General features: G+C 68.7%; 21 protein-coding genes and 4 pseudogenes. 10 read left to right on the top strand and 15 right to left on the bottom strand.

Going from position 1 to position 24,867, the window contains the following annotated elements; all coding sequences use genetic code 11:
• Positions 1–133 precede the first annotated feature (133 nt).
• The 3 genes and pseudogenes from ACP4J0_RS20285 to ACP4J0_RS20275 all read right to left on the bottom strand — a co-directional run bounded on the left by ACP4J0_RS20285 (position 134) and on the right by ACP4J0_RS20275 (position 3,018).
• Positions 134–1,591 carry an aldehyde dehydrogenase family protein gene (locus ACP4J0_RS20285; RefSeq protein WP_426600081.1) on the bottom strand — a complete coding sequence of 486 codons (1,458 nt, stop codon included), beginning with the start codon at positions 1,589–1,591 and terminating at the stop codon, positions 134–136.
• 122 nt (positions 1,592–1,713) lie between these two features.
• Entirely contained in the window at positions 1,714–1,938 is a 225-nt protein-coding gene (locus tag ACP4J0_RS20280) for a hypothetical protein (protein WP_426600080.1), read from the bottom strand.
• 224 nt (positions 1,939–2,162) lie between these two features.
• Positions 2,163–3,018: pseudogene (locus ACP4J0_RS20275) on the bottom strand (IS5 family transposase).
• A gap of 340 nt (positions 3,019–3,358) precedes the next feature.
• Between ACP4J0_RS20275 and ACP4J0_RS20270 the strand changes: the two are divergent.
• A complete protein-coding gene (locus ACP4J0_RS20270; protein ID WP_426600079.1) occupies positions 3,359–4,204 on the top strand; it encodes an IS5 family transposase in 846 nt (281 codons plus the stop codon).
• A gap of 12 nt (positions 4,205–4,216) precedes the next feature.
• On the opposite strand, the gene ACP4J0_RS20265 is transcribed toward ACP4J0_RS20270, so the two are convergent.
• Together ACP4J0_RS20265 and ACP4J0_RS20260 are read right to left on the bottom strand one after the other, a co-directional pair.
• Positions 4,217–4,762: a hypothetical protein gene (locus tag ACP4J0_RS20265; protein WP_426600078.1), complete on the bottom strand. Its 546-nt coding sequence runs from the start codon at positions 4,760–4,762 to the stop codon at positions 4,217–4,219.
• 763 nt (positions 4,763–5,525) lie between these two features.
• The gene (locus ACP4J0_RS20260) at positions 5,526–5,996 is read right to left on the bottom strand and encodes a nuclear transport factor 2 family protein (RefSeq protein ID WP_053637133.1); all 471 of its coding nucleotides are present in this window, start codon (positions 5,994–5,996) and stop codon (positions 5,526–5,528) included.
• Positions 5,997–6,158: 162 nt separating this feature from the next.
• On the opposite strand from ACP4J0_RS20260, the gene ACP4J0_RS20255 reads away from it, so the two are divergent.
• Positions 6,159–6,602, top strand: a complete 444-nt coding sequence (locus ACP4J0_RS20255) for an Rrf2 family transcriptional regulator (RefSeq protein ID WP_426600077.1) — start codon at positions 6,159–6,161, stop codon at positions 6,600–6,602.
• Positions 6,603–6,960: 358 nt separating this feature from the next.
• On the opposite strand, the gene ACP4J0_RS20250 is transcribed toward ACP4J0_RS20255, so the two are convergent.
• The 5 genes and pseudogenes from ACP4J0_RS20250 to ACP4J0_RS20230 all read right to left on the bottom strand — a co-directional run bounded on the left by ACP4J0_RS20250 (position 6,961) and on the right by ACP4J0_RS20230 (position 10,177).
• A complete protein-coding gene (locus ACP4J0_RS20250; protein ID WP_426600076.1) occupies positions 6,961–7,929 on the bottom strand; it encodes a hypothetical protein in 969 nt (322 codons plus the stop codon).
• Positions 7,930–8,585: 656 nt separating this feature from the next.
• A pseudogene (locus ACP4J0_RS20245) lies at positions 8,586–8,723 on the bottom strand (transposase); the annotation flags it as partial.
• A gap of 318 nt (positions 8,724–9,041) precedes the next feature.
• Positions 9,042–9,140, bottom strand: a pseudogene (locus ACP4J0_RS20240) (alpha/beta fold hydrolase); the annotation flags it as partial.
• Between the two features lie 32 nt (positions 9,141–9,172).
• Entirely contained in the window at positions 9,173–9,628 is a 456-nt protein-coding gene (locus tag ACP4J0_RS20235; protein WP_426600075.1) for a transposase, read from the bottom strand.
• 204 nt (positions 9,629–9,832) lie between these two features.
• Entirely contained in the window at positions 9,833–10,177 is a 345-nt protein-coding gene (locus ACP4J0_RS20230) for an IS110 family transposase (protein ID WP_426600074.1), read from the bottom strand.
• A 318-nt stretch (positions 10,178–10,495) separates the two neighbouring features.
• Between ACP4J0_RS20230 and ACP4J0_RS20225 the strand changes: the two genes are divergently transcribed.
• Positions 10,496–11,557, top strand: coding sequence for a hypothetical protein (locus ACP4J0_RS20225; protein ID WP_426600073.1), 1,062 nt, complete (start codon positions 10,496–10,498; stop codon positions 11,555–11,557).
• A 54-nt stretch (positions 11,558–11,611) separates the two neighbouring features.
• On the opposite strand, the gene ACP4J0_RS20220 is transcribed toward ACP4J0_RS20225, so the two are convergent.
• Positions 11,612–12,076 carry a hypothetical protein gene (locus tag ACP4J0_RS20220; RefSeq protein ID WP_426600072.1) on the bottom strand — a complete coding sequence of 155 codons (465 nt, stop codon included), beginning with the start codon at positions 12,074–12,076 and terminating at the stop codon, positions 11,612–11,614.
• Between the two features lie 360 nt (positions 12,077–12,436).
• Here ACP4J0_RS20220 and ACP4J0_RS20215 point away from each other — a divergent pair.
• The 5 genes from ACP4J0_RS20215 (at position 12,437) to ACP4J0_RS20195 (ending at position 18,163) form a co-directional block, all read left to right on the top strand.
• Positions 12,437–13,254, top strand: a protein-coding gene (locus ACP4J0_RS20215; RefSeq protein ID WP_426600071.1) for an IS5 family transposase whose coding sequence is annotated in 2 segments (ribosomal slippage) — positions 12,437–12,766 and positions 12,769–13,254 — 816 coding nt in all. Because the reading frame shifts where the segments join, the coding sequence is not laid out codon by codon here.
• Positions 13,255–13,901: 647 nt separating this feature from the next.
• Positions 13,902–14,657 carry a (5-formylfuran-3-yl)methyl phosphate synthase gene (locus ACP4J0_RS20210; protein WP_037684233.1) on the top strand — a complete coding sequence of 252 codons (756 nt, stop codon included), beginning with the start codon at positions 13,902–13,904 and terminating at the stop codon, positions 14,655–14,657.
• Between the two features lie 8 nt (positions 14,658–14,665).
• Positions 14,666–16,069, top strand: coding sequence for an aldehyde dehydrogenase family protein (locus ACP4J0_RS20205; RefSeq protein WP_426600070.1), 1,404 nt, complete (start codon positions 14,666–14,668; stop codon positions 16,067–16,069).
• A gap of 2 nt (positions 16,070–16,071) precedes the next feature.
• A complete protein-coding gene (locus ACP4J0_RS20200) occupies positions 16,072–17,178 on the top strand; it encodes an NAD(P)-dependent alcohol dehydrogenase (RefSeq protein ID WP_426600124.1) in 1,107 nt (368 codons plus the stop codon).
• Positions 17,179–17,257: 79 nt separating this feature from the next.
• Positions 17,258–18,163, top strand: a complete 906-nt coding sequence (locus ACP4J0_RS20195) for a class I SAM-dependent methyltransferase (RefSeq protein WP_426600069.1) — start codon at positions 17,258–17,260, stop codon at positions 18,161–18,163.
• A gap of 148 nt (positions 18,164–18,311) precedes the next feature.
• On the opposite strand, the gene ACP4J0_RS20190 is transcribed toward ACP4J0_RS20195, so the two are convergent.
• Complete coding sequence (locus ACP4J0_RS20190) at positions 18,312–18,845, bottom strand: EF-hand domain-containing protein (RefSeq protein ID WP_426600068.1); 534 nt, start codon at positions 18,843–18,845, stop codon at positions 18,312–18,314.
• 359 nt (positions 18,846–19,204) lie between these two features.
• Here ACP4J0_RS20190 and ACP4J0_RS20185 point away from each other — a divergent pair, with 359 nt between their 5' ends.
• Both ACP4J0_RS20185 and ACP4J0_RS20180 read left to right on the top strand, forming a co-directional pair.
• Positions 19,205–19,510 carry a hypothetical protein gene (locus ACP4J0_RS20185; RefSeq protein WP_426600067.1) on the top strand — a complete coding sequence of 102 codons (306 nt, stop codon included), beginning with the start codon at positions 19,205–19,207 and terminating at the stop codon, positions 19,508–19,510.
• Positions 19,511–19,929: 419 nt separating this feature from the next.
• Positions 19,930–20,516, top strand: a pseudogene (locus ACP4J0_RS20180) (transposase); the annotation flags it as partial.
• Here ACP4J0_RS20180 and ACP4J0_RS20175 read toward each other — a convergent pair.
• From ACP4J0_RS20175 to ACP4J0_RS20165, 3 genes are all read right to left on the bottom strand, one after another.
• Positions 20,513–21,238, bottom strand: coding sequence for a response regulator transcription factor (locus ACP4J0_RS20175; protein ID WP_426600066.1), 726 nt, complete (start codon positions 21,236–21,238; stop codon positions 20,513–20,515). The pseudogene ACP4J0_RS20180 and the gene ACP4J0_RS20175 sit on opposite strands and share 4 nt — an antisense overlap.
• Positions 21,235–22,485 (bottom strand): sensor histidine kinase, encoded by a 1,251-nt coding sequence (locus tag ACP4J0_RS20170; protein ID WP_426600065.1) that lies wholly within the window; start codon positions 22,483–22,485, stop codon positions 21,235–21,237. The genes ACP4J0_RS20175 and ACP4J0_RS20170 overlap by 4 nt, the downstream gene beginning before the upstream one ends.
• Positions 22,486–22,579: 94 nt before the next feature.
• The gene (locus ACP4J0_RS20165; RefSeq protein ID WP_426600064.1) at positions 22,580–24,793 is read right to left on the bottom strand and encodes an MMPL family transporter; all 2,214 of its coding nucleotides are present in this window, start codon (positions 24,791–24,793) and stop codon (positions 22,580–22,582) included.
• Positions 24,794–24,867 lie beyond the last annotated feature (74 nt).

The following is a 24,867-nucleotide window of genomic DNA, read 5'->3' as shown; positions in this document are numbered from 1 at the left end:
CTCAGCCAGAGCGAGACCAAGACCGTTCGTCGCTCCGGTGATCAGAATCGACGCCTGGTGCAACCTTCCCGTGCAGGGGTCAAGGCCCGACGGCCCGGCACCCAGGTGGGCGCCGGGCCAGGTCATGATCTGATCAGTGAGCGGACTGGGTGTGGTCCTGCTCCACGTACACCTTGAGGGCCTGGAACTCCTCGATCGCTCGCGGGCCGCACAGATAGCCGTAACCGCTGCCCTTGACGCCGCCCTCCTCGAAGTCCTCGCTGATGGCTCCCCAGGTGTTGATCCACACCGTGCCGGTGCGGATGCGCCGGGCGATCCGGCGGGCCTTCATCGAGTCCGAGCTGAACACCGAGGCGGCCAGACCGTAGATGGTGGCGTTCGCCTTGGCCACGGCGTCGTCCTCATCATCGAAGATCTCGAACGTCTGGACCGGACCGAAGACCTCCTCCTGCACGATCCGGACGTCGGTGCGGTCCACCTCGATCAGGCTCGGCCGGTAGAACGCGCCGGCGGCCAGCGGGCCGTCGGTGACCACACCGCCGCGCAGCAGCACCGTGCCGTACGAGGCGGCTTCCTCGACGATCGCGTCCACCCGCTGGGCGGACGCCCGGTCGATCACCGGGCCGAGCTGGGCCTTCTCGTCGTCGCCCGACCCGAGCCGCACCTGCGCGAGCGCGGCGGTGAGCCGAGTGCGCACCTGGTCGGCGATGTCCCGGTGAACCAGTACACGGGAGCCGGTGCAGCAGAACTGCCCGTTCATCAGCACCAGCGACTGCACCACGGTGGGGATCACCATGTCCAGATCGGCGTCGGGAAAGACCACCATCGGCGCCTTGCCGCCCAGTTCCAGACCGAGCCGCTTGAGCGTGGTGGAGGCCGCAGCCGCGATACGGCGCCCGACCGGCGTACTGCCGGTGTAGTTGATCACGTCGACCTTGTCCGAGGAGACCAGGAACGGGGCCCCGGTGTTGCCGGACTCGGTGAACACGCTGACCACGCCCGCCGGGATCTCCGTGACCGAGGCCAGGACCTGCGCGAAAAGCTCATTGGTCAGCGCCGTCTGAGCCGGAAGCTTGACCACGACGGTGCAGCCGGCGGCCAGCGCCGGGCCCAGTGCCCGCACGGTCAGCATGATGGGGGAGTTCCAGGGAGAAATGATCCCGGCGACACCGAGCGGCTCGGGTACCGAGTGGGTGTACTGGCCGGGTGCCGTCTCGGCGGCGCGCCCGGCGGTCTGAGTGCGCACAGAGGCCGCCGCGTACCGCAGCCACCCGACCGCACCGCTGACCTCCCACGTGGTCTCACCCAGCAGCTTGCCGTTCTCCCGGGACAACATGGCCGCAACCTCGGGTACCCGGGCCTCGAGGGCGTCGGCCAGCCGGCTGAGCGCGGTCGCCCGGAGCGAGGGAGTGCGCGCCCATTCGGTGGTCTCGAACGCGGCGGCGGCTGCGTCCACGGCGGCCGAGGCCTCTGCCTCGCCACCGTCGTAGAACGAGCCGACGACGGTGCCGTCGGCCGGGTTGATCGATTCCAGAACCGAGCCGGAGCCGGTCCACTGTCCGTTGATCCAGTGCTGCGCGATGGTGTTCATGGTCCGCTCCTCGTGGTCTCACCCGGGTACCGGGCGGATTCGATGTCTCCACGAGAATGGCTCGGCCACCGTGCCGACAGCCTCCGTCAGCTGACTGACATCCGGCCGACGGCTCGCTCACGTCAGTACCGGGACAGTGCTGAGACCCGAGCGGTGGCTCTCGGTGGACGCCAAGTCCACTTCTGGTAGCGGACTCGTCCCGGCTGCTCGAGGAATCCTTGGCGGGCGAGTCGTCCCAGGCGGGAGCAGGTGACGTTGATCGAGGGCTCGTCGGTGGGCAGGTCGAGGTGCTCGTGCAGATCGCGGACACGGAACACCTTTCCGGGGTGCTCGTTGAACATGGTCACGATGCGCTGGTAGACGGTGGCAGTGGCGGTCTCCGCGGGGGCCGTTGTGTGGTGGGGAGGGGTGAGGCCGTCGATGACTTTGCGGGTGGCGGCGAGCTCGGCCAGGCGGGCTTCTGTCTCGGCAAGGTCGGTGGTAAGCCGCTCGATCTACTCGCGCAGGTGGTCAGCGCGAGCTGCGGTTTCATCGTGTTCGGTCTGCAGCAGCCGCAGGAGTTCGCAGACGTTCACGCGGCCAGCTCCACGTCGTCCCGCCATGTGGGAGTAGGGGCGGTGAGGCGGCGGAGCATGCCGGCGGTGGAGGCCCAGTAGACGCGGGAGGTCGCGTTGTCGGGCCGGTGATCGTAGTTTCGGGCCAGGCGCCGCTGCAGCATGAGGGTGCCGTTGACCTGCTCGACCACCCACCGCTTCGGTTGCGGGACGAAGCCTTTCCCCTCGTCGTCGAGGTTGCGGCGAACCACCTCGACGGTGATGTCCTTCACCGCCCCGTGGATGATCACGGCGTCCTTGAAACCCTGGTCGACCAGGACCTTCTCCAGGCGCATCCCGCACCGCTCGGCCGCCTGGTCCAGCAGGGCGATGCCGGCCTCGTTGTCGTGCGCGCTCGCGGCCAGAACCACCACTCCGATGATCAGACCCAACACGTCGACGGCGAGCCCCCCGCTTCCTGCCGGGCGTCTTCTTGTTCGCGTCCAGTCCCGTCGTCTCCTTCGGCACCCCGGCCGCCACGCGGACGGACTGGGTGTCGATGATCACCAGGGACGGGTCCTCTAATCGTCTGGACCGCTCCCGCACCTGGCAGCGCAGGATCTCCTGGATCCGCTGGTCGAGGCCGTCCTGGCGCCACAGGGTGAAGTAGTAGAACACCGCCGACCAGGCCGGGAGGTCGTGCGGCAGGAGCCGCCACTGGCAGCCCGTCCGGTTCTGGTAGAGCAGCGCGTTCACGACCTCGCGCAGGTCGCAGGAGCCCGGGTTCCCGGTCGCCGACTGTGCCACCCGCTCCTGCTTCCACGCGGTGACCAGCGGCTCGATCAGCGCCCACTGCTCGTCGGACAAGTCGGTTGCGTACGGCATCCGTTCCATGCCCGCGACCCCATCATGCACACGCCATGGCACGAGGACGGAACCGTCCCATCACCCACGAACGGGCGACACCACATCATCAGGAACGGGACTTAACGCCCTCTGAGAGGACGTTCGCGTCATTTGCGTAGTGGTTTGGGTTGGTTTGGCCGCGCCAGGATTGGCCATATACAGGCAGAACAGGCGGTTTGGGGCCGCCGTTTCGGCAGACGCGATCCTGCGTTTCACCCCGGTTCTGTCCAATAGCTCCTGTCCGGTTCGAAGAACATACCGAAAAGGGCTTTTGCCTCGCTCGATCGAGCGATATGCCCGGGCGCGGGCCTCGTGCATGAGTATCCCCATGACCTCTTCGCAGCCGCGCCTGCCGTACCTGAGTGATCTCTCCGACGCCCGCTGGGCGTTGATGGAACCGACGTTGACGGCTTGGCGGGCCGAGCGTCAGAAGACCTCGCTCAATCTCGGCGGCAAGGTCACTGACCTGCGGGAAGTCATGAACGCGATCCTCTTCCTCAACCGGACCGGCGTCCCGTGGCGCTATCTTCCACATGACTTTCCGCCGCACACCACGGTGTTCGGCTACTTCAGTGCCTGGACCGCCGACGGCACCATCGAGAAACTCGGCGTCCACCTGCACCGGATGGTCCGTGAGCAGGCAGGACGCACCGCCGAGCCCACCGCCTGCGTGATCGATGCACAGAGCGTCAAGACCGCGACCAGCGTTCCCACCGATACCCAGGGGACGGATGCCGGCAAGAAGATCGTGGGCCGCAAGCGCAGCATCGCCGTCGACACCCTCGGCCTGTTACTGCTGGTCATCGTGACCGCCGCCGGCGTCTCCGACAACGAGGCCGGCAAACAGCTCCTCACCCAGCTCGCCGCCGATCACCCCACCATCACCAAGGCATGGGTCGACACCGGCTACAAGACCAAAGCCATCGAATACGGCGCCACTCTCGGCATCGACGTCGACGTCGTCCCACGAAACGAGCAGGTCAAAGGCTTCTCCGTGATCCCCAGGCGCTGGGTCGTCGAGCGAAGCTTCGGATGGATCATGATGCACCGCCGACTCGCCCGCGACTACGAGACCAAACCCGCACACTCCGAGAGCATGATCCGCATCGCGATGATCTCGAATCTCGCGAAACGAGCAACCGGCGAAACACCCATAACCTGGCACAACCCATGAACTATCCGGTTTTCAACCGGAACGTCCTCTGAGTACGTGTTCGCGGCCGTCGCTGACTTCGATGAGGCGGATGACCACGCTGTCCTGGCTGCCGTACAGCCCGAACCAGCCGCGGTACGTGCGCAGGGCGGGAGCGTCGCCGGTCCATTCGCCGGTGACGGCCGGGCCGCCTTCTTCGAACTGGAGGGCCGCGAGGTACCGGGTGGGCTCCGGCTGGTCCGCCGTACGCGGGGCGGGAACGTCCCTGGCCTTCAGGGCGGCGAAGTCGGCGTGCGCGGCCTCGACGGCTTCGGGGTACGCCTCGCGCTTGGCGTGTTCGGCGAGCGCCCGGTAGATGCCGGCGACGGAGGGGTTCTGTCCCTTGCGCTTGCTGGTGGGGGTGATCAGGTCGGGCTGGATCTGCTCGACGGACTCGCCGCCCGCGCGGCACCGGAGCACGGTGTGGAGCATGTCGGCGGTGATGACCGGGGGTCGGCCGCCGTGCTTGCCCTTGCGGGCCGCGGTGTCGAGCCCCTCCAGCGTCGACTCCGGGATGTCCTCCCGTTCGGTCTCCGCCATCGCCGCGAAGAACGCGAACAGCAGCTTGCCGGGGCCGGTGGGTCGTAGATGCCGGGCAAGGGCCCGGCGAGCATCTCCAGGACCAGGCCGTGGGCGGTGAGGTGGTCGGCGAGCACGGTGAGTTCGGCGGCGTCGCGGCCGAGCCGCTTCATCTCGTACACGGTAAAGATGACGCGGCTGTGCGGGGCGTGGGCCTTGACCTCCCGCGCCGTACAAGCGACTCCTCGAACTGGGCCCTCCGCGGACGCGGGTGCTGATCTTCTCGCTGAAGATCTTGTCCCTCGGGATGCCGTGGCCCGCAAGGCGTCGAGCTGGGAGTCGTCGTCCTGCCCAAGGGCGGAGCAAGGGGCGCGGGTGGTGCCGTCTCTTACGCCGGCCTCCGCGCCGGTTCTCGTGATCGTCACGGACTCATGGCAGGCCGAGCCCTCCACGGTCCGCGCACGCGTGGAACTCGTCCACGGTCAGCGTCGGATGCGCAGGGCTTGGCGGCATGGGGAAGGGCAGTCCGGCACCGCGTACCTCGATGATCTTTGGGGTGGGGTCTCGTCGCAGCCGTGTGTCTCGTGGAGGCGGGCCCGGAGAACGTCACTCGATGTGGGTCGTTGCCCTACCTGCCGGCCAGGGCTGCTGATACTCGATGAGTCGGCCTGCCGGGTCGTGTCGGCGGTTGGGTGCGAACAACAACTTCGTTCGAGAAGCAGCGCCGGGTATGCGGCCCGAAGAAGGGAGTGTCTTGTCGCATACTCGGCGCTGACCGGCAGAGTTACGCCGTCGTGGCTGCTGTCTCGGTGGCTTCGACTGCGGACTTGAAGTCAGGGTGGACCCCGATTTGATCAAGCCACACGCTCATCGAGTTGTAGCAATTGAACCTTTCGATCTTTCCGTCACGGAGGTACCAGAGGTCCGCCGCCGGCACGTCGATCCGGTTCCCGGTCGGTGGGATCTCGCCGACCGGAGTCGGAAACCCTCCGAGATGCGTGCCCTGGATTCGCAACTCGACGGCGACGACATCACCGAACGCATGTACCTCGAGCAGCTCACGGTGTACATCGGGGAACGAGCGGGCGAGGCCCGCGATCACCTGGGGAATCTGCTCTCCGCGGAAACTCTGCGAGGTCGACATGTCGTTGAACGACCCGTCCTCGGTGAACAAGGCCAGGAAACCGTCACCGTCGAGAACGTTCCCTTCCGCGAGCCGGTAAGCCTCGCGAATGGTCTTTTCGTTACTTTCCATTCCTGTTCTCCTTTGAGTTTCGCAACACGCTCACGGTCCGCGCTTGTCTTTGATTGACACTTTCCGGATGTCGTAACGATAGTTGTTACTTCAGATTGTCGCAACCTTCACTGTTGCGACTACGCTGTCGTAACATGGAGCGTTGCGACCGGAGGAGGGGTCATGAGCGCCAACAGCAGGCTGACCATTGCCGCCCATGCGCTGGCCTGGATCGGCCTCTACCAGCGCCAGGGCCACGAGGTCGCCACCTCCGAGCAGATCGCAGCCAGCGCGAACACCAACCCCGTGGTGATCAGACGGCTGCTCGGCGAGCTGCGCAGGGCCGGCCTCGTGGAGTCCCGGCGGGGCGCGGGCGCGGGCTGGTCGCTGGCGCGCGAGCTGGGGTCGATGACCCTGCTCGACGTGTACGAGGCAGTGGAACCCGGCCCGCTGTTCGCGATGCACCGCACCGCCCCGGACCAGGGATGCGTGGTGGGGCACGGCATCCAGCCGGCAATGCAGAACATCTACGAGGGCATCGAGGAGACCCTGAGACACGAACTGGCCCGCGTCACGCTCGAGAAGGTACTCAGGGACGTACTCGCGGCACCTCGCCAGCCTCTCTGATCAGCTGGGCGACCCCGTGCGAACCGTAGGGTTCGGCGTGGGTTCTGCCCACCGGGGCGGAGTGACGTGAGCGTGGAGACGGAATCCCGCGCCGAACGCGTTGGATCCACCGCCGGAACAGACGGCGGGCGCAGGCCGAGCTCACCGCGGACCAGGCCGTACTCGTCCAGCGGCTCTACGCCGACGAGCGGGAGAAGACCGTCCAGCAGATCCCCGACAGATCCGGCGTGCCCCGTTTCACGGTGCACGGGCGCCTCGACAAGCCCAGACCGTCCCCCGCCAGGCCCAGAAGGCTGCGACCGCCCACCCAGCCGGACAGCCGGACAGACCATCAGCTGCCGCAATGATCGGCAGACCCTTAGGCCAGGACGTCGACGCGCCCCGAGCACGCCCGCTGAATGGCCTGCAGGTCCGCCCGCGCAGGGCCGTCTCTTCCGCCGTGGACAGCTGTCCGCACCTTCGCCTCGATCTCAGCCACCACCTCGTCGGTGAGGAACGGCAAGCCGATGCGGCGGTAGCCGGTGTCCACGGGCGTGGACAGGCCGAGCTTGACGGCGTCCCAAGCCCGCAGCGCCGCTTTCTGCTCGTCGGTGTGGCCGCCGCCCGCCTGCCGCCCGCCGCGCAGCCGCCGGATCCAGGGCTTCGCCGTGCTCGTCGTGCTGCGGCTGCGTGCCTGGTCGAGCTCGTCGAGGTCTCTCAGCAGGGTCTGCGTGTCGGCGTGGATCTGCGTGCACAGCTTCCGCGCCCGGGCGAATGTCTTGTGGGTGACCACCGCAGCGGCCACCACGAGCGTCAGGCCAGTGGAAATCAGAGGCACCGGGTGCGTGGCGACGAACCGTGCCCCCAGGAAAGCCACCACGGCGAAGATGCCGGTCACGTTCGCCAGCGCCCGGAAGACAGCCGCTCGCTGGATACGGCTCGCGAGCCGCTCCAGGACGTGGTCCTTCGGCTCGGCGATCCGAGACAGGATCGTCAGCGCGATGTAGATCAGTGCCAGCGAGAGCGCGGCCTGCCGGTAGTTGACCGGCTGCGCCGTGCCGTCGAAGACCTTGACCAGACTGACGATCGGGCCGGGGACCGCGAAGCTCCCGACGATGAACAGGATCACGAAGATTTTGAGGATGCCCTCACGGAGATGGTTCGCCTTCAGGTAGCGGTTCAGGGCTGGCATCCCGGAAAGTGCCACCACCCATCCGCCGATGAAGAGGAACTTACCCAGCCCCCGCTGGCCGTCCCGGAAGAGCAGGTCGCCGTACATGATGCTCGCGAACCCGAGGGGAAGCAAAGCGAGTTGCCCGTAGGTGCGCACGGTGCGGACCGTTGTCATGGGCCCACTGTGCGAGACCGCACCGGTCGGCCGTGCTGATTTGAGGCAGGCCAGAGGGTTTCGGCGCCGTACGACGGTTGTTGGTTCGCTTACCTGCCCGCGCCGCGCTCGGATTGCGCCTGCCGTCAGCCGCTGCTCGGAGACATGCCTGCCCCGACCCGCCCGCGCGTGGGCTTTCGCAGGCCAGTGACCGGCTGGTGAGTGATTGGCCGACGATTTACTACCAACCCATTGACTGTTCCGAGCCGAACGGCGGTGATCGAACCTGAGGGATCCCGTTGACACCGGTACAGCTCGTCACGACTGCCGATCGGGTAAGGGCTCTTTCCCGGATTGCTGCCCGCTGCACCGCATCGTCTTCACCCGGCTACGTCACGACCCACGCACCCTGGCGTACTACGAAAGCCGCACCCAGGAGGGCAAGACCCGACGTAAGATCATCCGATGCCTCAAGCGGTATGCGGAGGTCTTCAACCTGGTCAGACCAGTGTCCAGCACCCCCGCGTTATAGGGGCGTCCTGGAGCATGCCCACGAAGCAGCGGCCGTCCACCGTGTCGCTAGCCGCACGGCTGGGCACCGACTCCAAGACCGTGTGGAACTGGCTGCATGGAAAGTCGCGGCTGTCGGCGGGCGGCCCCACCAGCTCCTCTGAGAACAAGGCGGCATTCGCCTGTCGGTCGCCGCCGTAGTTGAGCCGGCGCGTGCGCCGTCGGCCGGAGGAGTACTCGATGGGGCTGACTCCGCAAAGGGCAGCAAAGGATGCCTCGGTGTTCAGCCGCTCGGGACGTCGCCCGTCATGGCTGCGATCGCGAATTCAGCGTCCCTGAGAACAGCGCTGGCAGACAAACTGCATGACGAGCCGAACGCGTCACGCGGGCACGCACAGTCAACTTCCCAGTGATGCCCCACCGGAGCGCTCCGGTGAGGCTTCGTCTCATGGCTCCAGGTGGAGGCCCGCCAAGGATGCTCCCCGGCGGGGCCTCGATCTACACCGGCGCTGTCACGCGTCTGTCACCAGCTACGCCGACGCCACCGGACCGCAAAGCCCTGACCTGCTACAACGCACACACCATGGACTGGCATGGACGCCGATAGACGGTCTCTACAACCTGTGCCATGTGGTACCCAGTGAGGGACCCAGGATCAGGACCGGGGCCTCTTCTGGCCCGTCAAAGCGGTATTGCAGGGTGTTCGACGGTGTCTCACTCACGGCTCCGACCCTCTCACGTCTCACAGACGCCCTTATAACGCGGGGGTACGGGAAATCGGTTTGACCAGGTTGAAGACCTCGCGGGCTGCGTATCGCTTGAGGCATCGGGTGATCTCACGGCGGGTCTTGCCCTCCTGGGTGCGGCGTTCGTAGTACGCCCGGGTACGCGGGTCGTGACGCAGCCGGGTGAAGACGATGCGGTGCAGGGCGGCGTTCGCCTGGCGGTCGCCGCCGTAGTTGAGCCGCCGGGTTCTTCGCCGGTCGGAGGAGTACTCGATGGGGCTGACTCCGCAAAGGGCGGCAAAGGACGCCTCGGTGCTCAGCCGCTCGGGATTGTCTCCCATGGTAATCAGGAGAGTGACGACGCTGTCCGGGCCGATACCCACCGGTTCGAGTAGCTGCGGGGCGTGGTGTTCGACGAGCTGGGTCAGGCGTTGGTTCAGCTCATTGATCTGAGCCGTGAGCTGTTCGATGCGCTCGGCGAGCATGCGAACGTCATGTGGGTGGCCTGGGCCACCGCGTCCTCGTCTCCCCCACCATCGGGTGGGCTGAGGGACGCGCAGGTGCGGAACGGCTCGGCATTGCCCAGGCTCGACAGCCGTTCCCGCAGAGCCGGGTCGGGATGGCCAGAACGGCCTTGAGCTGGTTGATCGCCTGAGTGCGGGCCTTGACCGCGGAGTCCGTGGCGAGCTTTAGATCCGGGCGCTGTGCACCGGCCCGTCGCCGGACTTGGCCCGGGCCCGGGCACGACCGCTGAGCACGGCTCGCGCGGCAGCCTGCGCGTCGATCGGGTCCGACTTGCCGAGCAGACGGCGGGCCGATCGGTCGGACCGGTTCACTTCGAACACCTCGACGTGCTGGGCCAGCAGGTACCGGGACAGGCCCGCGCCGAAGGTGCCGGTGCCCTTCACCCCGGCCCGGCGCACCGTCCCCCGCTTGCGGGCCCAGACGAGCAGCTGCCGGTAGCCGGCCGCCGTCGCCGAGAAGGACTCGGTGCCTAAAATCTTCCCGAGCGAGGAGATTACTGCATGAATCACCACCCTCTGCCACAGAATCAGGCAGATACACCGGCATGCACCGGAATCGCCGGGCTGCGGTAGACGTTCGTAGTCTCGGACCAGCGGGGCTCGTGGGGGTCGGCCGCGTTCCCGAAGCGGTGGGCGAGACAGTCACACTCCGCAGTGAACGAACTGGAGTCCGCGGACGTGACCACGTACAACTGCGACACGGGGCCTGCTGCCGCTCGAGCTTCAACACCCGCGAGCTGTCAAAAGGCCCTCCGCTCGGATCGGGTGGAACCCGTGAACCACTTTCCTGCAGGCAACCGCTCAGCTGTACTGGCTATGCTCTGTCAAGTGCAGCAACCATTAGCCACCCTCCTCGCCTACCCGGCGTCCGAGGCTGCCGACGAACGGCTCATGGGCCACCGAGGCGGCGAACTGCCGCCGATCAGCGTAGTCATCCTGGCTGCGGAGAAGGACATGGCCGGGCTGGACGTCTGTATACGGGGTGTACTCGCTCGCTCCCTGAACCCCGTGGAGCTGGTGCAGGTTGTCGCTCAGCGCCTACCGGCGCGGTCCTTCGACGGTCTAGATTCGCGCGTCGTCTGGTTCGACGAACGAAGCTGCGCACCCAGCAGCCGGGATGTGCGTGAGTACCTGCAAGGCTTGGGCAGAGATCCGTCCACTGCCTCGTGGTACTTCCAGCAACTGGCGAAGCTGCAGTGTTTCGATGTCCTTCCCGCAGGCACGCCGGAGCATGTCCTGGTGGTAGATGCGGACTTCGTGTTCCTGCGAGACATGGCATTCGTCGACGGCCAGGGGGCTTCCGTGTTGCCGTACGGCTATCCCCTCTCCTGGCGCCTGAACACCCGGGTGCACCGGCTGCCGGACCACCACACTGCGCTGGAGGCGGCTGGGCGGCTGATCCCGGGCTGGCTGCCTGTGGACGCCTACAGCGGCATGCAGCACCACATGGTTTTCGATCGCACCATTCTGGGCGATATTATCCAGCGGGCCCAGAAAGCACACGGCATACCCTTCTGGCAAGCGTTCCTGCGCACCGCCGACCCCTGTAAGTGGACGGGCGCCTCTGAGTACGTCCTCTACCGACACTTCGCCGCGCGCTTCTTCCCCGAACGCGTGCGCCATCGGCACGTCGATGCCGTCGACGTGATCCAGGCACAGGGACACGGCGGCTTCGTCCTACCTGAGGTGGCCGCTGCCGCCGAGGGTTCGTCGCTGCACGCTGTCGGCTGCCACCGTTTCCTCCATTACGCCGAGCGGCTCGCGACCATGGATTACATTCCCGCCGACCTGCGCCGTACCGTGTGCGCCGAGCCGACACCTCTCCAACTGCGTCTGGACGGAGGACTGTTGACCATACGGAACGCGGTCCCGCCACTCACGCTCGCTTGAGGCCGCCTGGGCGCGTTGCCACTCGACTTTCGACGTTCTGACAGGTTTGGGTGCTCACGCGGCGGCGTTGGTACTGACGGCGGCCCATGTCTGCTGGACGGTGCGGATTTCTTGCTCGGTGGGCTGACCCTGGGCGGGTGGGATACATCGGGCGGCGATGATCACCCGGCGGAGCTTGGCGACCATGTCTGACAGCGAGGGGGCGGTCTTGGTGGTGTACCAGGGTGCGCGCCGGCGGTGCTCGGCCACGTCGCCGGGCTGGTGGCCGTGCAGCGCGTACCAGGCCACGGTGATCGTGTAGCAGCACAGCCCGAAGGGCACGGTGCGCTCGACGGCGGCGCGAGTGCGGTTGTGGGCCTGGCCGGTGCCGAGCAGGTGGCGGGCCTCGGCGAAGGTGACCTCGATGGACCAGCGCATCTCGTATCGGGTGATCAGGTCGGCCGGGCTGCTGGTCAGGTCGGTGGTGACCAGGGCGAGGCCGCAGCCGGTGTCGGTGGTGTCGTCCCGGAGCAGGATCACGCGCACAGTGCGGGCATGGAAGGAGCCATACCACAGGCAGGTGACCTCGGCCAAGTGCACGGTGTCGGTGCGTTGGTAGCGCGCGACCCGCACCGGAGTGAAGTCGGCGGCGGCCGCGAGCTGGGGGGCGTGCCCAACCGCGTGCCCTTGAGCTCGGGACGCCCGCGTTTGCCGGTCGGGGGCGGGGCCAGGGCGAAAAGCACCGAGGACGCGGGCAGCCGGGTGTTGAAGGTGCAGGTCGCCGGCAGATCGAGCAATGCCTTGCCGTGGTAGGCGACGTCCGCGACGACGGGCCTTTAGAGGTCCTAACAGAAGTCGTCGATCGCGTGACTGACGACTTGTCGGCTCGTTGGTGTGGCTGTGGGGAAGCATCAGTCGCGGCCGTGGATCGTGTCGGACGAACTGTGGTCGCTCATCGAGCCGTTGCTGCCCGAGCCGGGGCCGAAGCTGGTGGCGGGGCGGCCGCGGGTGCCGGACCGGCAGGCCCTGTGCGGGATCCTGTTCGTGCTGCACACCGGCATCCAGTGGGAGTACCTGCCCCAGGAGCTGGGCTTCGGCTCGGGGATGACGTGCTGGCGGCGCCTGGCCGCCTGGAACGAGGCCGGCGTGTGGGACCAGCTGCACCTGGTGCTGCTGAAGAAGCTGCGGACCGCGAAGAAGCTCGACTGGTCGAGGGCGGTGATCGACTCCTCCCATGTCCGGGCGGCCCGCCGGGGCCCAAAAGCGGTCCCAGCCCGGTCGACCGCGCACGGCCGGGCAGCAAGCACCACGTCCTCACCGACGGCCAGGGCATCCCGCTCGCGGTGTCGCTGACCGGCGGAAACCGCAACGACGTCACCCAGCTCCTGCCCCTGCTCGACAAGGTCCCCGCGGTCTCCGGCGCCGTCGGCCGGCCACGTCGGCGGCCGGACGCCCTGCTCGCCGACCGCGGCTACGACCACGACAAGTACAGGCGCCTGCTGCGGGCCCGCGGCATCCGCCCCGCTATCGCCGAACGAGGCCAGGAACACGGCTCCGGCCTGGGCATCTTCCGGTACGTCGTCGAAAGGACGATCGCCTGGCTCCACGGATTCCGCCGCCTGCGCATCCGCTGGGAACGACGCGACGACATCCATGAAGCCTTCCTCGGCCTCGCCGCCTGCCTCATCACCTACCGACACGTCCAACGCCTTTGTTAGGACCTCTTAGGCCACCCACACCGCGGGGGTCCAGGCCATGGGCCTGATCCTTGCAACGGGCGGCGGATTCGTCGGGGAGCGACTGCTGGGATGGATGGAGGCAGTCAGAAAGCTCCTGAGCCGGTGGGCTGAGGCTTCGAACGCCCCTCTCCGCAACGCGAGAGACATCGCGCGACGCAGGCCCCACACTGCCCCGCCGGTGAGCGGGGCCAGAACGCGGTTTCCGCGTGCCGGTTCACCGCGGCGGACGGGCACCGTGGGCAGAGACTTCACCCACGGCGGAGAGCATTTGGGCAACATGGTGGCCGTCGGGCCATATCGACTACCTGGATCTCGACTACTGATCTCGGAGCCCATTTATGGCGAACATCGGCTCCCCGTGAACTGAAGCACAATAGCCGCCACAAGCGCAGACCGGCTGTCACCAATGCCCCGAGTTATTCACCGCTCGGGCGAAATGTCGTCTGTGCGCTGGTTTGCACCAGTATCTACGGCGCACTGTACGTGGACATGAGCACCCTATGGATACTCTTCGCGCCCTTCCGGTTCCCTAGGGTGACGGAAATGATGAGCGCACCGCACATAAGCCAGGTGATCCGCGGTCCCCTGTCCCTCGGCCGGGCGGACTGGCGGCGAAGGAGGTCAGGGTGTTGCTTCTCATCTCCCCGGACGGTGTCGAGGAGGCTCTCGATTGCGCGAAAGCTGCGGAGCATCTCGACATCGTCGACGTCAAGAAGCCTGACGAGGGCTCTCTCGGCGCGAACTTCCCCTGGGTCATCAGGGAGATCCGCGAAGCGGTCCCGGCGGACAAGCCGGTGTCCGCGACCGTGGGGGATGTCCCGTACAAGCCCGGCACAGTGGCCCAGGCTGCGCTCGGCGCGGTCGTCTCGGGGGCCACGTACATCAAGGTCGGCCTATACGGGTGCACGACGCCCGATCAGGGCATCGAGGTCATGCGTGCGGTCGTCCGTGCGGTGAAGGACCACCGCCCCGAAGCGCTCGTCGTCGCCTCCGGATACGCCGACGCTCACCGCATCGGCTGCGTCAACCCGCTCGCCCTGCCCGACATCGCCGCCCGATCCGGGGCCGACGCGGCCATGCTCGACACCGCCGTCAAGGACGGGTCGCGGCTGTTCGACCACGTTCCGCCGGACGTCTGTGCCGAGTTCGTCCGGCTGGCCCACGCGTCCGGTCTGCTCGCCGCCCTCGCGGGCAGTGTCAAACAGACCGACCTCGGTCCGCTGACCCGCATCGGCACGGACATCGTGGGCGTGCGCGGAGCGGTCTGCGAGGGTGGCGACCGCAACGCTGGAAGGATTCAGCCGCATCTGGTGGCCGCCTTCCGGGCGGAGATGGACCGGCAGGCCCGGGAGCACGCGGCCGGCGTCCCCGCGGTGAACTGACCACCGGCATGCCGACATTCGAGTCCGAGCGCGTTCCCGGACGTCAACCCGCGCGTTTCGCCGTGGTCGATCCGGCCACCGGGGAGACCTTCGACGAAGCCCCTGACCAGCAGCCGGACGAGTTGGACGCCGTGGTCGACCGGGCCCACCGGGCCTGGCACGGCTGGCGGGCCGACCCCGTCGTACGCACGACTGCGTTGCGCGTGGCAGCCAACGCCGTGGAGGCGGCCGGCGATGACCTCGCTCGGTTGCTCACCCTGGAACAGGGCAAGCCCCTGGCCGAGTCGCACGCGGAGGTCGCCCGTACGGCGGCTCGCCTGCGCTACTTCGCCGACCTGGCCCCCCGAACCCGGCAGATCACCGACGGCCGGCCCGTACACAGCGAGATCCGCTGGCGATCCCTCGGACCTGTCGCCGCGATCGTGCCGTGGAACTTTCCCCTCCAGCTCGCGGCGGCGAAGTTCGCGCCCGCACTCGTGGCGGGCAACACCGTGGTCCTCAAACCATCCCCGTTCACCCCCCTCGCCACCCGGCTGCTCGGCACCGTCCTCGCCACCGCCCTGCCCGAGGACGTCCTGACCGTCGTCACCGGCCGCGAACCACTCGGCGCCCGCCTCGCTTCCCACCCGGGCATCCGCCACGTCACCTTCACCGGCTCGGTACCCACCGGGCGGGCCGTCGCCGAAGCGGCGGCGGCCTCGCTCGCCCGGGTCACACTGGAACTGGGCGGCAACGACGCCGCCGTCCTGCTGGACGACGTCGAGGTGGAACGGATCGCGGACCGGCTGTTCTGGGCCGCGTTCCGCAACTGCGGGCAGGTCTGCATGGCGGTCAAACGCGTCTACGCTCCGGCCCAGCTCCACGCCGAAGTCGTCGAAGCCCTCGCCCAGCGCGCGAAGACCGTCGCCGTCGGCTCCGGCCTGAACCCCGAAACCCGGCTGGGCCCGGTCAACAACGCCCCCCAGCTGGCCCGGGTCGAGCAGGTCACGAAGCAGGCCCTGGCGGACGGGGCCCGGGCGGCGGCCGGCGGCCACCGGCTGGACGGGCCCGGTTACTTCTTCGCTCCCACGATCCTTACCGACGTCCCGCCCGGCAGCCCGGTGGTGACCAAGGAACAGTTCGGGCCGGTCCTGCCGGTGCTGCCGTACCGCAGCCTCGACGAAGCCGTCGACGCGGCCAACGGCACCGGCTTCGGCCTGGGCGGCTCCGTATGGGGCACCGATCTCGACCGGGCCGGGGCGGTGGCCGACCGGCTCGAATGCGGCACGGCCTGGATCAACCACCACGCCGAACTGTCCCTCGCCCAGCCCTTCGCAGGCGTCAAGAACAGCGGTGTCGGCATCGCCGGCGGGCCGTGGGGGCTCTACGGCAACCTCCGGCCGTTCGTCGTCCACCGCCCGCAGGAGGCATGACGATGAGGTTCCAGGCGGCCGTACTGCGTTCGCACGGCGACCCTTTCGCGGTCGAGGAGGTGACCCTGCACACGGAACCCGCAGACGGTGAGATCCTGGTCGAGATCGCGGGCTGCGGGATGTGCAGGACCGATCTCGCGGTCCGGCGATCGGCCGGCCGCAGCCCGCTGCCGGCGGTGCTCGGCCACGAGGGGGCCGGGGTCGTGGTGCGGACGGGCGGCGGCCCGGACACCACGATCGGCGTCGGTGACCACGTCGTGCTGAGCTTCGACTCCTGCGGACACTGCCGCAACTGCCGCGGCGCGGCCCCCGCCTACTGCGACTCCTTCGCCTCCCTCAACCTCTTCGGAGGACGCGAGGAGGACACGCCGCGGCTCACCGACGCGACCGGGGGAGCGCTGGCCCCCCGCTGGTTCGGCCAGTCCTCGTTCGCCGAGTACGCGCTCGTCCCGGCCCGCAACGCCGTCCGGGTCGACCCCGCACTGCCCGTCGAACTGCTCGGGCCGCTCGGCTGCGGCTTCCTCACCGGCGCCGGAGCGGTGCTGAACACCTTCAGCGCCGGCCCCGGCGACACCCTCGCGGTCTTCGGCGCGGGAGCGGTGGGCCTGGCCGCGGTGATGGCGGCCACCGCCGCCGGCGCGCTGACCGTGGCCGTCGACCGGCATCCCGGGCGGCTGGCCCTGGCCGAACGGTTCGGCGCGATCCCGCTGCCCGCCGAAACGGCCGGACTGCCCGAGCAGATCCGGCGGCTGACCGACGGCGGCGCGCAGTACGCGCTGGACACCACGGCCTCGTCCCCGCGCATCAACGACGCGCTCCGGGCACTGCGCCCGACCGGCAGCCTCGGCCTGGTGGCACGGCTCCACACCGCGCTGCCGCTCGACCCGGGCACGCTCGACCGAGGCCGCAGCATCCGCCACATCTGCGAAGGGGACGCCGTACCCGGACTGCTGATACCCCGGCTGACCGGGCTGTGGCAGGCCGGACGCTTCCCCTTCGACCAACTGATCCGCACCTACCCACTGGCCGACATCAACGAGGCCGAACGCGACTGCGACGCGGGCCGCGTGGTCAAACCCGTACTCCTTCCGGCGGGAAGAAGCCGATGAGCGAGGCACTCCGCACCGCAGCCTCACCGCATCCGACAAGCAGGCACCTCGCACCCCCACTCCCACCAACGGAGGAAACATGGTCGGCACGGCACCCCGGCACACGGACGCGGAAGGCGTGGACGCAGGTGTGGGGCTGACCGCCCTCCTGGTCGCCGCGGCACGGGCGATCGAGACCCACCGCCACGACAGCCTGGCCCAGGACACCTACGCGGAACACTTCGTGCGCGCCGCCCCGGCGTGCGCGGACTGGCCGGTGCGCATCCAGCAGGTCCCGGACGGCGACGGCAACCCGCTGTGGGGGCGGTTCGCCCGCTACTTCGGCCTGCGGACCAGGGTCCTCGACGACTTCCTCCTCCGGACGGTCCGTACGAGCGCCCGCCAAGTCGTCCTGCTGGGAGCGGGGTTGGATACCCGCGCCTTCCGCCTGGACTGGCCGTCCGACTGCGTGGTCTTCGAGATCGACAGAGCGGGCGTGCTGGCCTTCAAGCACCAGGTGCTCAAGGACCTGTCGGCCACCCCCAAGGTGAAGCGCGTCCCCGTACCGGTCGACCTGCGCGCCGACTGGGTCACCGCGCTGACCACCGCCGGCCTCGACCCGGTCGCACCGAGCGTCTGGCTGGCCGAGGGACTCCTCTTCTACCTGCCAGGCCCCGCCGAGACGTACCTCATCGACACGGTGGACCGGCTGACCACCGAAGGCAGCGCACTGGCCTTCGAAGCCAAGCTGGAGAAGGACCTGCTGGAATACCGCGACAGCCCGATCTACACGGCGACGCGAGAACAGATCGGCATCGACCTGCTTCACCTCTTCGACAAGGAACCACGACCCGACTCCGCGGGTGACTTGACGGCCAAGGGCTGGTCCACCTCGGTACACACCCCCTTCGACTTCACCCGCCGGCACGGACGTGGCCCCCTGCCCGAGCCGAACGACGCACTGGAGGGGAACCGGTGGGTGTTCGCGCACAAGCCCTCGCCCTGACGCCCGCAACGCTCACGACGTCCCCCCGCAGGCTAAGGGCGGGGCCCGCCGCAAGGCCCCGCTCGGTGGGACGTGTCCCGATGGAAGCGGCAGTTCGGTCACGTCTTAGCGGTGCCGCCCACGGCCGAATAGCCGCTGACGGACCGTGTCAGACAGCCCGGGCAGCCACCAACTGGTCGCCCGCGATCCCGGCCATGTCCGGCGCGTAGTAGTCCTTGATGCCGGCGGCCCACATAGCCACGGTGATGCGGTCCTCAGCGTCCGGACCGAAGGCGTCGAAGAGGGCGTGGATGTTCGCCTCCTCGAAGCCGATCGCCGTCATCAGCGATACGAAGAGGGGGCGCTCGATCAGGCCGTCCCCGTCGGGGTCGCCGAGTGCGGAGAGCGCCTCGGCGAACTCTGCGATCGTGGGACCGAAACGCTCGGGGTCAAGCACGAACGGACGGAACTCATCCATGGTGATCACACCGTCGCCATTGGCGTCCAGTTCAGTGGCCAGCGTCGTCCAGTAGCGGCGGAACGCGGCCCGCATGGCGGCCTTGGCACCGTCGTCCGAAGCGTCCGCCGCCTCCAGAACACGGCCCGTCATCAGATCGAAGTCGTCGGAGTGGATGACTCCGTCGCCGTTGACGTCGAAGAGGGAGAAGACCAGCTCGACCCGCTTGGCGGCCTCGTCTCGCATTTCCATCACCTGTCTTCTGCGACCCGGCGATCCCGGGCCTGGGCCAATGAGGACCTCTACTCGACCGTGTTGGGACACACGAAAATCCCCTGCCAACTGCACTGATGCAACCCCGCACGTGCAGCGGCCATCACCCATGGAACCGCCATGACGAGCCACAGGTTCTCGATCTCCGCATTTGATACCAAAAGGACTGCTGAATGAGCAGACGTGACAAGTCAGATGCCTCGCCTGCGACAACCAGGCTGCTTCGACCGATCCCATTCCCCAGCTCGGGACAGCACCACTCGGCGGCGTCTTCTACTGCGACTCCACGGGCATCACCGTCCGCGGACGCGGCTCGCGCCCTCCTCGAAAGCATGGAGACCCTGGTAGGGCAGCGGGCCGCTCACCTGCAGACGGTCGTGGCCGAGCTGCGCTCCGCCACGACGGACCTGCGCCGGTCTCAGCAGGGGCTGGAGCAGCGGGAGCGGGGGCTGCGCGAGGAGGTGATGATCGTCGAGCTGCGGCAGGAGGTCGGCAGCGTCCTGGCCGCCGAACTCGACCTCCACGCGCTGGTCCAGCACGCGGTCGACGCCGCCACCCGCCTGGCCGGAGCGAGGCGTTCGGCGCCTTCTTCTGCAACGTCCTGGGCGAGACCGGAAAGACGTACCTGCTTTACATGATCTCGGTGTCGACCGGTCGGCCTTCGACAAGTTCCCCATGCCGCGCAACACCGAGATGTTCGATCCGCTACGGCACCACTGCACGCCTGGACCGGCGTCGGCTATCTCACCGCAACCGCCTCCTGGGATGCCTTCCCGGGGCACACCCCCGACGATGTGCAGAAGCGGCATCGGCGTCTTGCAGACCAAAGCGGCAGCATCCGCCTCACCCGGCAGCCAGGCTCTGCCCTCGACGACCGGCGGGCAGGGCCCGGCTCAGGGCAAACCCATCGCCAACGAGACAGGGCGGGGCCGGCGCATGGCCCCGCCCACGGGGTTCCCAACTGTCTCTCTGGCCGGGCTCTCACCTCGTCCCGGCCTCGAGTGGTCCAGAAGCTCCTCATGGTGTGGACTTTCCGACACGGAGAAAGTCATGGACCCGCCAGGCCGAAGGCCGCGACGGCGAGCCGAGTGCCTGTGTTCTGGAGGCCCAGAGCGTGAAGACCTCCAGCAATGTGCCGGCGGCCGGCCAGGGCATCGACGCCGGCAAGGAAATCGCAGGCCGCAAGCGCCATATCGGGGTAGACACCCTCGGCCTGCTCCTGGCCGTCTGGGTCACCGCGGCAAGCGTTTCCGACAACGTCGGCCGGCATGCACCTGATGTCCCACATCGCCGTCGCCCACCCTCGCGTGACCAAGGCATGGGCCGACACCGGCTACCGCACCAAAGCCATCGAGCACGGCGCCCGCCTCGGCATCGACGTGGAAGTCGTCCAACGGGACCCCGCAGTCAAAGGCTTCAAGGTGATCCCGCGACGCTGGGTGGTCGAGCGGACCTTCGGCTGGCTCATGCACCACCGCCGTCTCGCCCGCGACTACGAAACCCACCCCCACCGCTCCGAAGCCATGATCCACGTCGCCATGATCGACCTCATAAGCCGACGCCTCACCCGGGAATCCACCCCGAACTGGCGCGACACCTGAACCTCGAACCAAACAACCCTGCCGGGACAAAACGCTCTTTTAGCGCCGGTTTTCGCTCCGTCGGAATTCCTGAACCGCGGCGGGGGCCCCGTTCGCCCCTCCCGCCTGGACCAGGCCCGTCTGGTACGCGATGACGACGAGCTGTGCCCGGTCGCGGGCGTTGAGCTTCGTCATCGCGCGGTGGATGTGCGTCCGTGCCGTCAGTGGGCTGACCACCAGCAGCTCGGCGATCTCCGCGTTGGACTTGCCCTCGGCCGCCAGCACCATCACCTGCCGTTCCCGTCCGGTGAGGTCGGCGAGCCGTTCCGGGGGCACCAGGTGGGTGCCGGGGGCCGGGGAGGTGAGGAAGCGGGTGATCAGGGTGCGGGTGGCGCCGGGGGAGAGCAGCGCCTCCCCGGAGGCCACCGTGCGGATGCCGGCCAGCAGGGCGTCCGCGGTGACGTCCTTGCCGAGGAAGCCGCTGGCTCCGGCTCTCAGCGCCTGGGCGACGTAGTCCTCGGTCTCGAAGGTGGTCAGGATCAGCACGCGGGTGGTCGCCAGCTCCGGGTCGGCGCAGATCGCCGCGGTGCCGGACAGGCCGTCCGTCCCGGGCATGCGGATGTCCATGAGCACCACGTCCGGGTGGTGGGTACGGGCCAGCTCCAGCGCCTCCGCCCCGTCGGACGCCTCCCCGACGACCTCCATGTCCGGACAGGAGTCGATCAGAATGCGGAACGTGGCCCGCAGCAGGGCCTGGTCGTCCGCGAGCAGCACCTTCACGGTCATGGAGACTCTCCTTCGACGGCGGCGGACGGTTGCAGCGGCAGCGCGGTGGTGACCTCGAAGCCACCCTCGGGGCGTGGGCCCGCGCTCAGGTCGCCACCGATGGACTGGGCGCGCTCCCGCATGCCCCGCAGCCCGAAGCCGCCGGACGTCCCGCTGACGGCGGTGGCGGTGGCCGGGCCGTCGTTGCTGACGGTGATGAGCAGCCGGGAGTCGGCGTAGGTGAAGCTGACGTGGGCGGCGCGTTCGGGGGCGTGCTTGGCGACGTTGGTGAGGGCTTCCTGCACGATCCGGTACGCGGTCAGGTCCACGCCCGGCGTCAGCGGGCGGCGCACGCCCTCCTGGTGGACGACGACTTCCAGGCCCGCCGAACGGTAGGTGTCGATCAGCTCGGGAAGGCGGGCGAGCCCCGGCGCCGGTTCCAGGCCCTCGCCCTCGGACCGGTCGTCCTGGCGCAGCAGGCCCAGGGTGGCCTTGAGCTCGCGCAGCGCCGCGGAGGTGGTGCCGGTGAGGTCGTCGAGGATCTTCCGGCTCTGCTCGGGGTTGCTGCGCGAGAGGTGGGCGGCGGTGCCGGCCTGGGCGTTGGCGAGGGCCAGGTGGTGGGCTACGACGTCGTGCAGCTCGCGGGCGATGCGCATGCGCTCCTCGGTGACCCGCAGCCGGGCCTCCTCCTCCCGGGTGCGTTCGGCGTGCTCGGCGCGGGCCTTGACCGCTTCCAGGTAGTCGCCGCGCAGCCGGGCCAGGCTGCCGCCGACGAGCGGCAGGGCCATCCAGAACACCGGGCCGATCACGGTCAGGACCGGGGAGAGGTCGCGCATGCCGTCGGAGAACAGGTGCACGGTCAGCAGGGCCACCGTGACGACGAGCGCGTACAGGCGGACGGTCCGGCGGTCGCACAGGACGGCCAGCCAGTACATCGCGGCGAGCAGTGGGGCCAGCAGCATCGGGGTGAGCAGGTAGCCGCGCGCGATCGCGGCGATGGTGACCCCGGCGACCACGACCACGACCGTGCGGGTGTGGGTGCGGTACTTCAGCAGGACGAAGCAGGACAGGCCGAGCATGACCTCCAGCGACTTCCCGATGTCCGGGCGGTTGACGCCGGGGAGGCTGAGCTGGGTGCCGAAGGAGGCGCAGCCGATGAGGGCCAGCACCACCATCACGTCCGGGAAGCGGGGGAAACGCGGGAAACGCGGGAAGCGCGACGCGTGCTGCTCCACGCGCTCGGTGTAGCGCTCCAGGCTGCTGCTCATGGTCGGCTCTCTCGGTGAGGGGCTGGCATCCATGGTGGACGATGCGAAGCCGCCCGGGTCGCGGGACGACCTCGGGCGGCTCCTGCGCACCCGGTCAGGCGCGGGCGAGGTCCTTCTCGGCCGGTTCCGCCTCGGGCTCGGTCGGGCGGGTCAGCGCCTCGCCCTCCACATCGACCCGGGGCAGGATCCGGTCCAGCCACTTCGGCAGCCACCAGGCCCGCTCGCCGAGCAGGGCGAGGACGGCCGGGACGATCGCCATCCGGACCACGAAGGCGTCGAGCAGGACGGCCGAGGCGAGGCCGAAGCCGATCATCTTGATCATGGCGTCGCTCTCCCCGATGAACCCGGAGAACACCGCGATCATGATCAGCGCGGCGGCCACGACGACCCGGGCGCTGTGCTGGAACCCGGAGGTCACGGCCTGGGCGGGCCGTTCGCCGTGGACGTACGCCTCGCGCATCCGCGAGACCAGGAAGACCTCGTAGTCCATGGCGAGGCCGAAGACGATGCCCACCAGGAAGATCGGCATCAGGCTCATGATGGGGCCGGTCGTCTCCACGCCCAGCAGGTCGGCGCCGTGGCCCTGCTGGAAGACCACGACCACCGCGCCGAGCGAGGCGAGCACCGAGAGCAGGAAGCCGGCGGCCGCCTTCAACGGGACCAGGATCGAGCGGAAGACCACCAGCAGCAGGATCACGGCGAGCCCGACCACCACGAGCAGGTACGGCACCAGCGCGGACTGCACCTTCTCGGAGATGTCGATGTTCATCGCGGTGGTGCCGGTGACCTCGAAGGTCGCCCCGGCCTCGGACTCGATGCCGGGCCGGTCGCCGCGGACGGTGTTGACCAGGTCCTTGGTCTCCTGGTCGGTCGGCGCGGTGGTGGGGACGACGGAGAAGACGGCCGTGTCACCGGATTCGTTGAACTGGGCCGGGGACACCGACACCACGCCCTCGGTGCCGCCGATTCGCTCGGAGACGGTCTCGGCCGCCGCCTTCGGGTCGTCGGCGTCCTCGGCGTCCACGACCACGGTCAGCGGTCCGTTGAAGCCGGGCCCGAAGCCCTCGGCGAGCGCATCGTAGGCCCGCCTCTGGGTGGTCTCCGTGGACTTGGCCTCGTCGCCGGGCATACCGAGCTGGAGGTCGGTCATCGGCAGCGCCAGGGCGCCGAGGCCCGCGACGGCGGCGAGCAGCACGGGCAGCGGGCGGCGCAGCACGAAGCTCGCCCAGCGGGTGCCGCCGTTGACCTTGCGCGTCTCCTGCGGCGTACCGCCCGCTCGGCGGGCCTTGCGGTCCTTGCGGGTCAGTACGGCGTTGGGCCAGAAGCCGAGGAAGGCCGGGACCAGGGTCAGCGCGATGAGGACGCCGACGACGACCGCGCCCGCCGCGCCCAGGCCCATCTCGGTCAGCATCGGGATGCCGACGACGGAGAGACCGGCGAGCGCGATGACGACGGTGAGCCCGGCGAAGACCACTGCGGAGCCCGCGGTGCCGGTGGCGAGGGCGACGGCCTCCTGGGGCGCCCGCCCCTTGGCGCGCTCCTCGCGGTAGCGGGAGACGATGAACAGGGCGTAGTCGATGCCGACGGCCAGGCCCAGCATGATCGCCAGGGTGCTGGTGGTGTCGGTCAGGCCCAGCGGACCGGCCAGGGCCGTGATGGCGAACAGGCTGATGCCGACGCCGATGAGCGCGGTGAGCAGCGGGAGTCCGGCGGCGGCCAGTGAGCCGAAGGTGATCAGCAGGACGACCGCTGCGACGGCGATGCCGATCGCCTCGGCGGTGCCGCTGGGTCCGCCCGTGTCCTCCATGGCGTCGCCGCCTGCCTCGACGGTGAGCCCGGAGTCACGGGCGTGCTCGAGCGACTCGTCCAGGTGGCTGCGACTGGCGTCGGTGAGTCCGGAGGCGTCGACCTTGTAGGTCACGGTCGTGTATGCGGTGGAGCCGTCCTCGCTGACCGCGCCGGACTCGTACGGGTCGACGGTGCTCGCGACCTGCGTGCCGTCCCCGAGTTCGGCTATCGCGGCCTCGACGGCCTTCTTGTTCTCGGTGGCGGTGACCTTTTCGCCGTTCGGCGAGACGAAGACGACGCGGGCGGTCGCGCCGTCGGCGGCGGCGCCGGGGAACCGCTCCTCCATCAGGTCGAAGGCTTTCTGCGATTCGATCCCCGGCATGGAGAAGGGTTCCTCCTCCGCCTCCGGCGCGGTCATGCCGGCGAGTCCCACGGCGGCCAGCACGGCGGCCCAGACAAGGGCGACGGTCCAGCGTCGCCTGAAGGCCAAGCGGCCCATTCGATACAGAAAAGCAGCCACGGGAGGGTCTCCACATCCGGGTCTCGAAGGTGCCTCCAGACTCCTGAAGAGGGGGGTGTCCTGTCGTCGTCCGG

It is taken from the genome of Streptomyces sp. WG7, assembly GCF_049975785.1.
Taxonomy (GTDB): domain Bacteria; phylum Actinomycetota; class Actinomycetes; order Streptomycetales; family Streptomycetaceae; genus Streptomyces.
Note: the sequence above shows the minus strand (reverse complement) of the source record. Positions and strands in the feature narration are given on the sequence as shown.

Bases quoted from the DNA above. Each gene is read 5' to 3' on its own strand.
- ACP4J0_RS20200 (WP_426600124.1), top strand. From the start codon at position 16,072: ATGAGGTTCCAGGCGGCCGTACTGCGTTCGCACGGCGACCCTTTCGCG.
- ACP4J0_RS20260 (WP_053637133.1), bottom strand. From the start codon at position 5,996: ATGGAAAGTAACGAAAAGACCATTCGCGAGGCTTACCGGCTCGCGGAA.
- ACP4J0_RS20255 (WP_426600077.1), top strand. From the start codon at position 6,159: ATGAGCGCCAACAGCAGGCTGACCATTGCCGCCCATGCGCTGGCCTGG.
- ACP4J0_RS20265 (WP_426600078.1), bottom strand. From the start codon at position 4,762: ATGGCGGAGACCGAACGGGAGGACATCCCGGAGTCGACGCTGGAGGGG.
- ACP4J0_RS20190 (WP_426600068.1), bottom strand. From the start codon at position 18,845: ATGCGAGACGAGGCCGCCAAGCGGGTCGAGCTGGTCTTCTCCCTCTTC.
- ACP4J0_RS20250 (WP_426600076.1), bottom strand. From the start codon at position 7,929: ATGACAACGGTCCGCACCGTGCGCACCTACGGGCAACTCGCTTTGCTT.
- ACP4J0_RS20175 (WP_426600066.1), bottom strand. From the start codon at position 21,238: ATGACCGTGAAGGTGCTGCTCGCGGACGACCAGGCCCTGCTGCGGGCC.
- ACP4J0_RS20185 (WP_426600067.1), top strand. From the start codon at position 19,205: ATGGAGACCCTGGTAGGGCAGCGGGCCGCTCACCTGCAGACGGTCGTG.
- ACP4J0_RS20170 (WP_426600065.1), bottom strand. From the start codon at position 22,485: ATGAGCAGCAGCCTGGAGCGCTACACCGAGCGCGTGGAGCAGCACGCG.
- ACP4J0_RS20270 (WP_426600079.1), top strand. From the start codon at position 3,359: ATGACCTCTTCGCAGCCGCGCCTGCCGTACCTGAGTGATCTCTCCGAC.
- ACP4J0_RS20235 (WP_426600075.1), bottom strand. From the start codon at position 9,628: ATGCTCGCCGAGCGCATCGAACAGCTCACGGCTCAGATCAATGAGCTG.
- ACP4J0_RS20195 (WP_426600069.1), top strand. From the start codon at position 17,258: ATGGTCGGCACGGCACCCCGGCACACGGACGCGGAAGGCGTGGACGCA.
- ACP4J0_RS20285 (WP_426600081.1), bottom strand. From the start codon at position 1,591: ATGAACACCATCGCGCAGCACTGGATCAACGGACAGTGGACCGGCTCC.
- ACP4J0_RS20205 (WP_426600070.1), top strand. From the start codon at position 14,666: ATGCCGACATTCGAGTCCGAGCGCGTTCCCGGACGTCAACCCGCGCGT.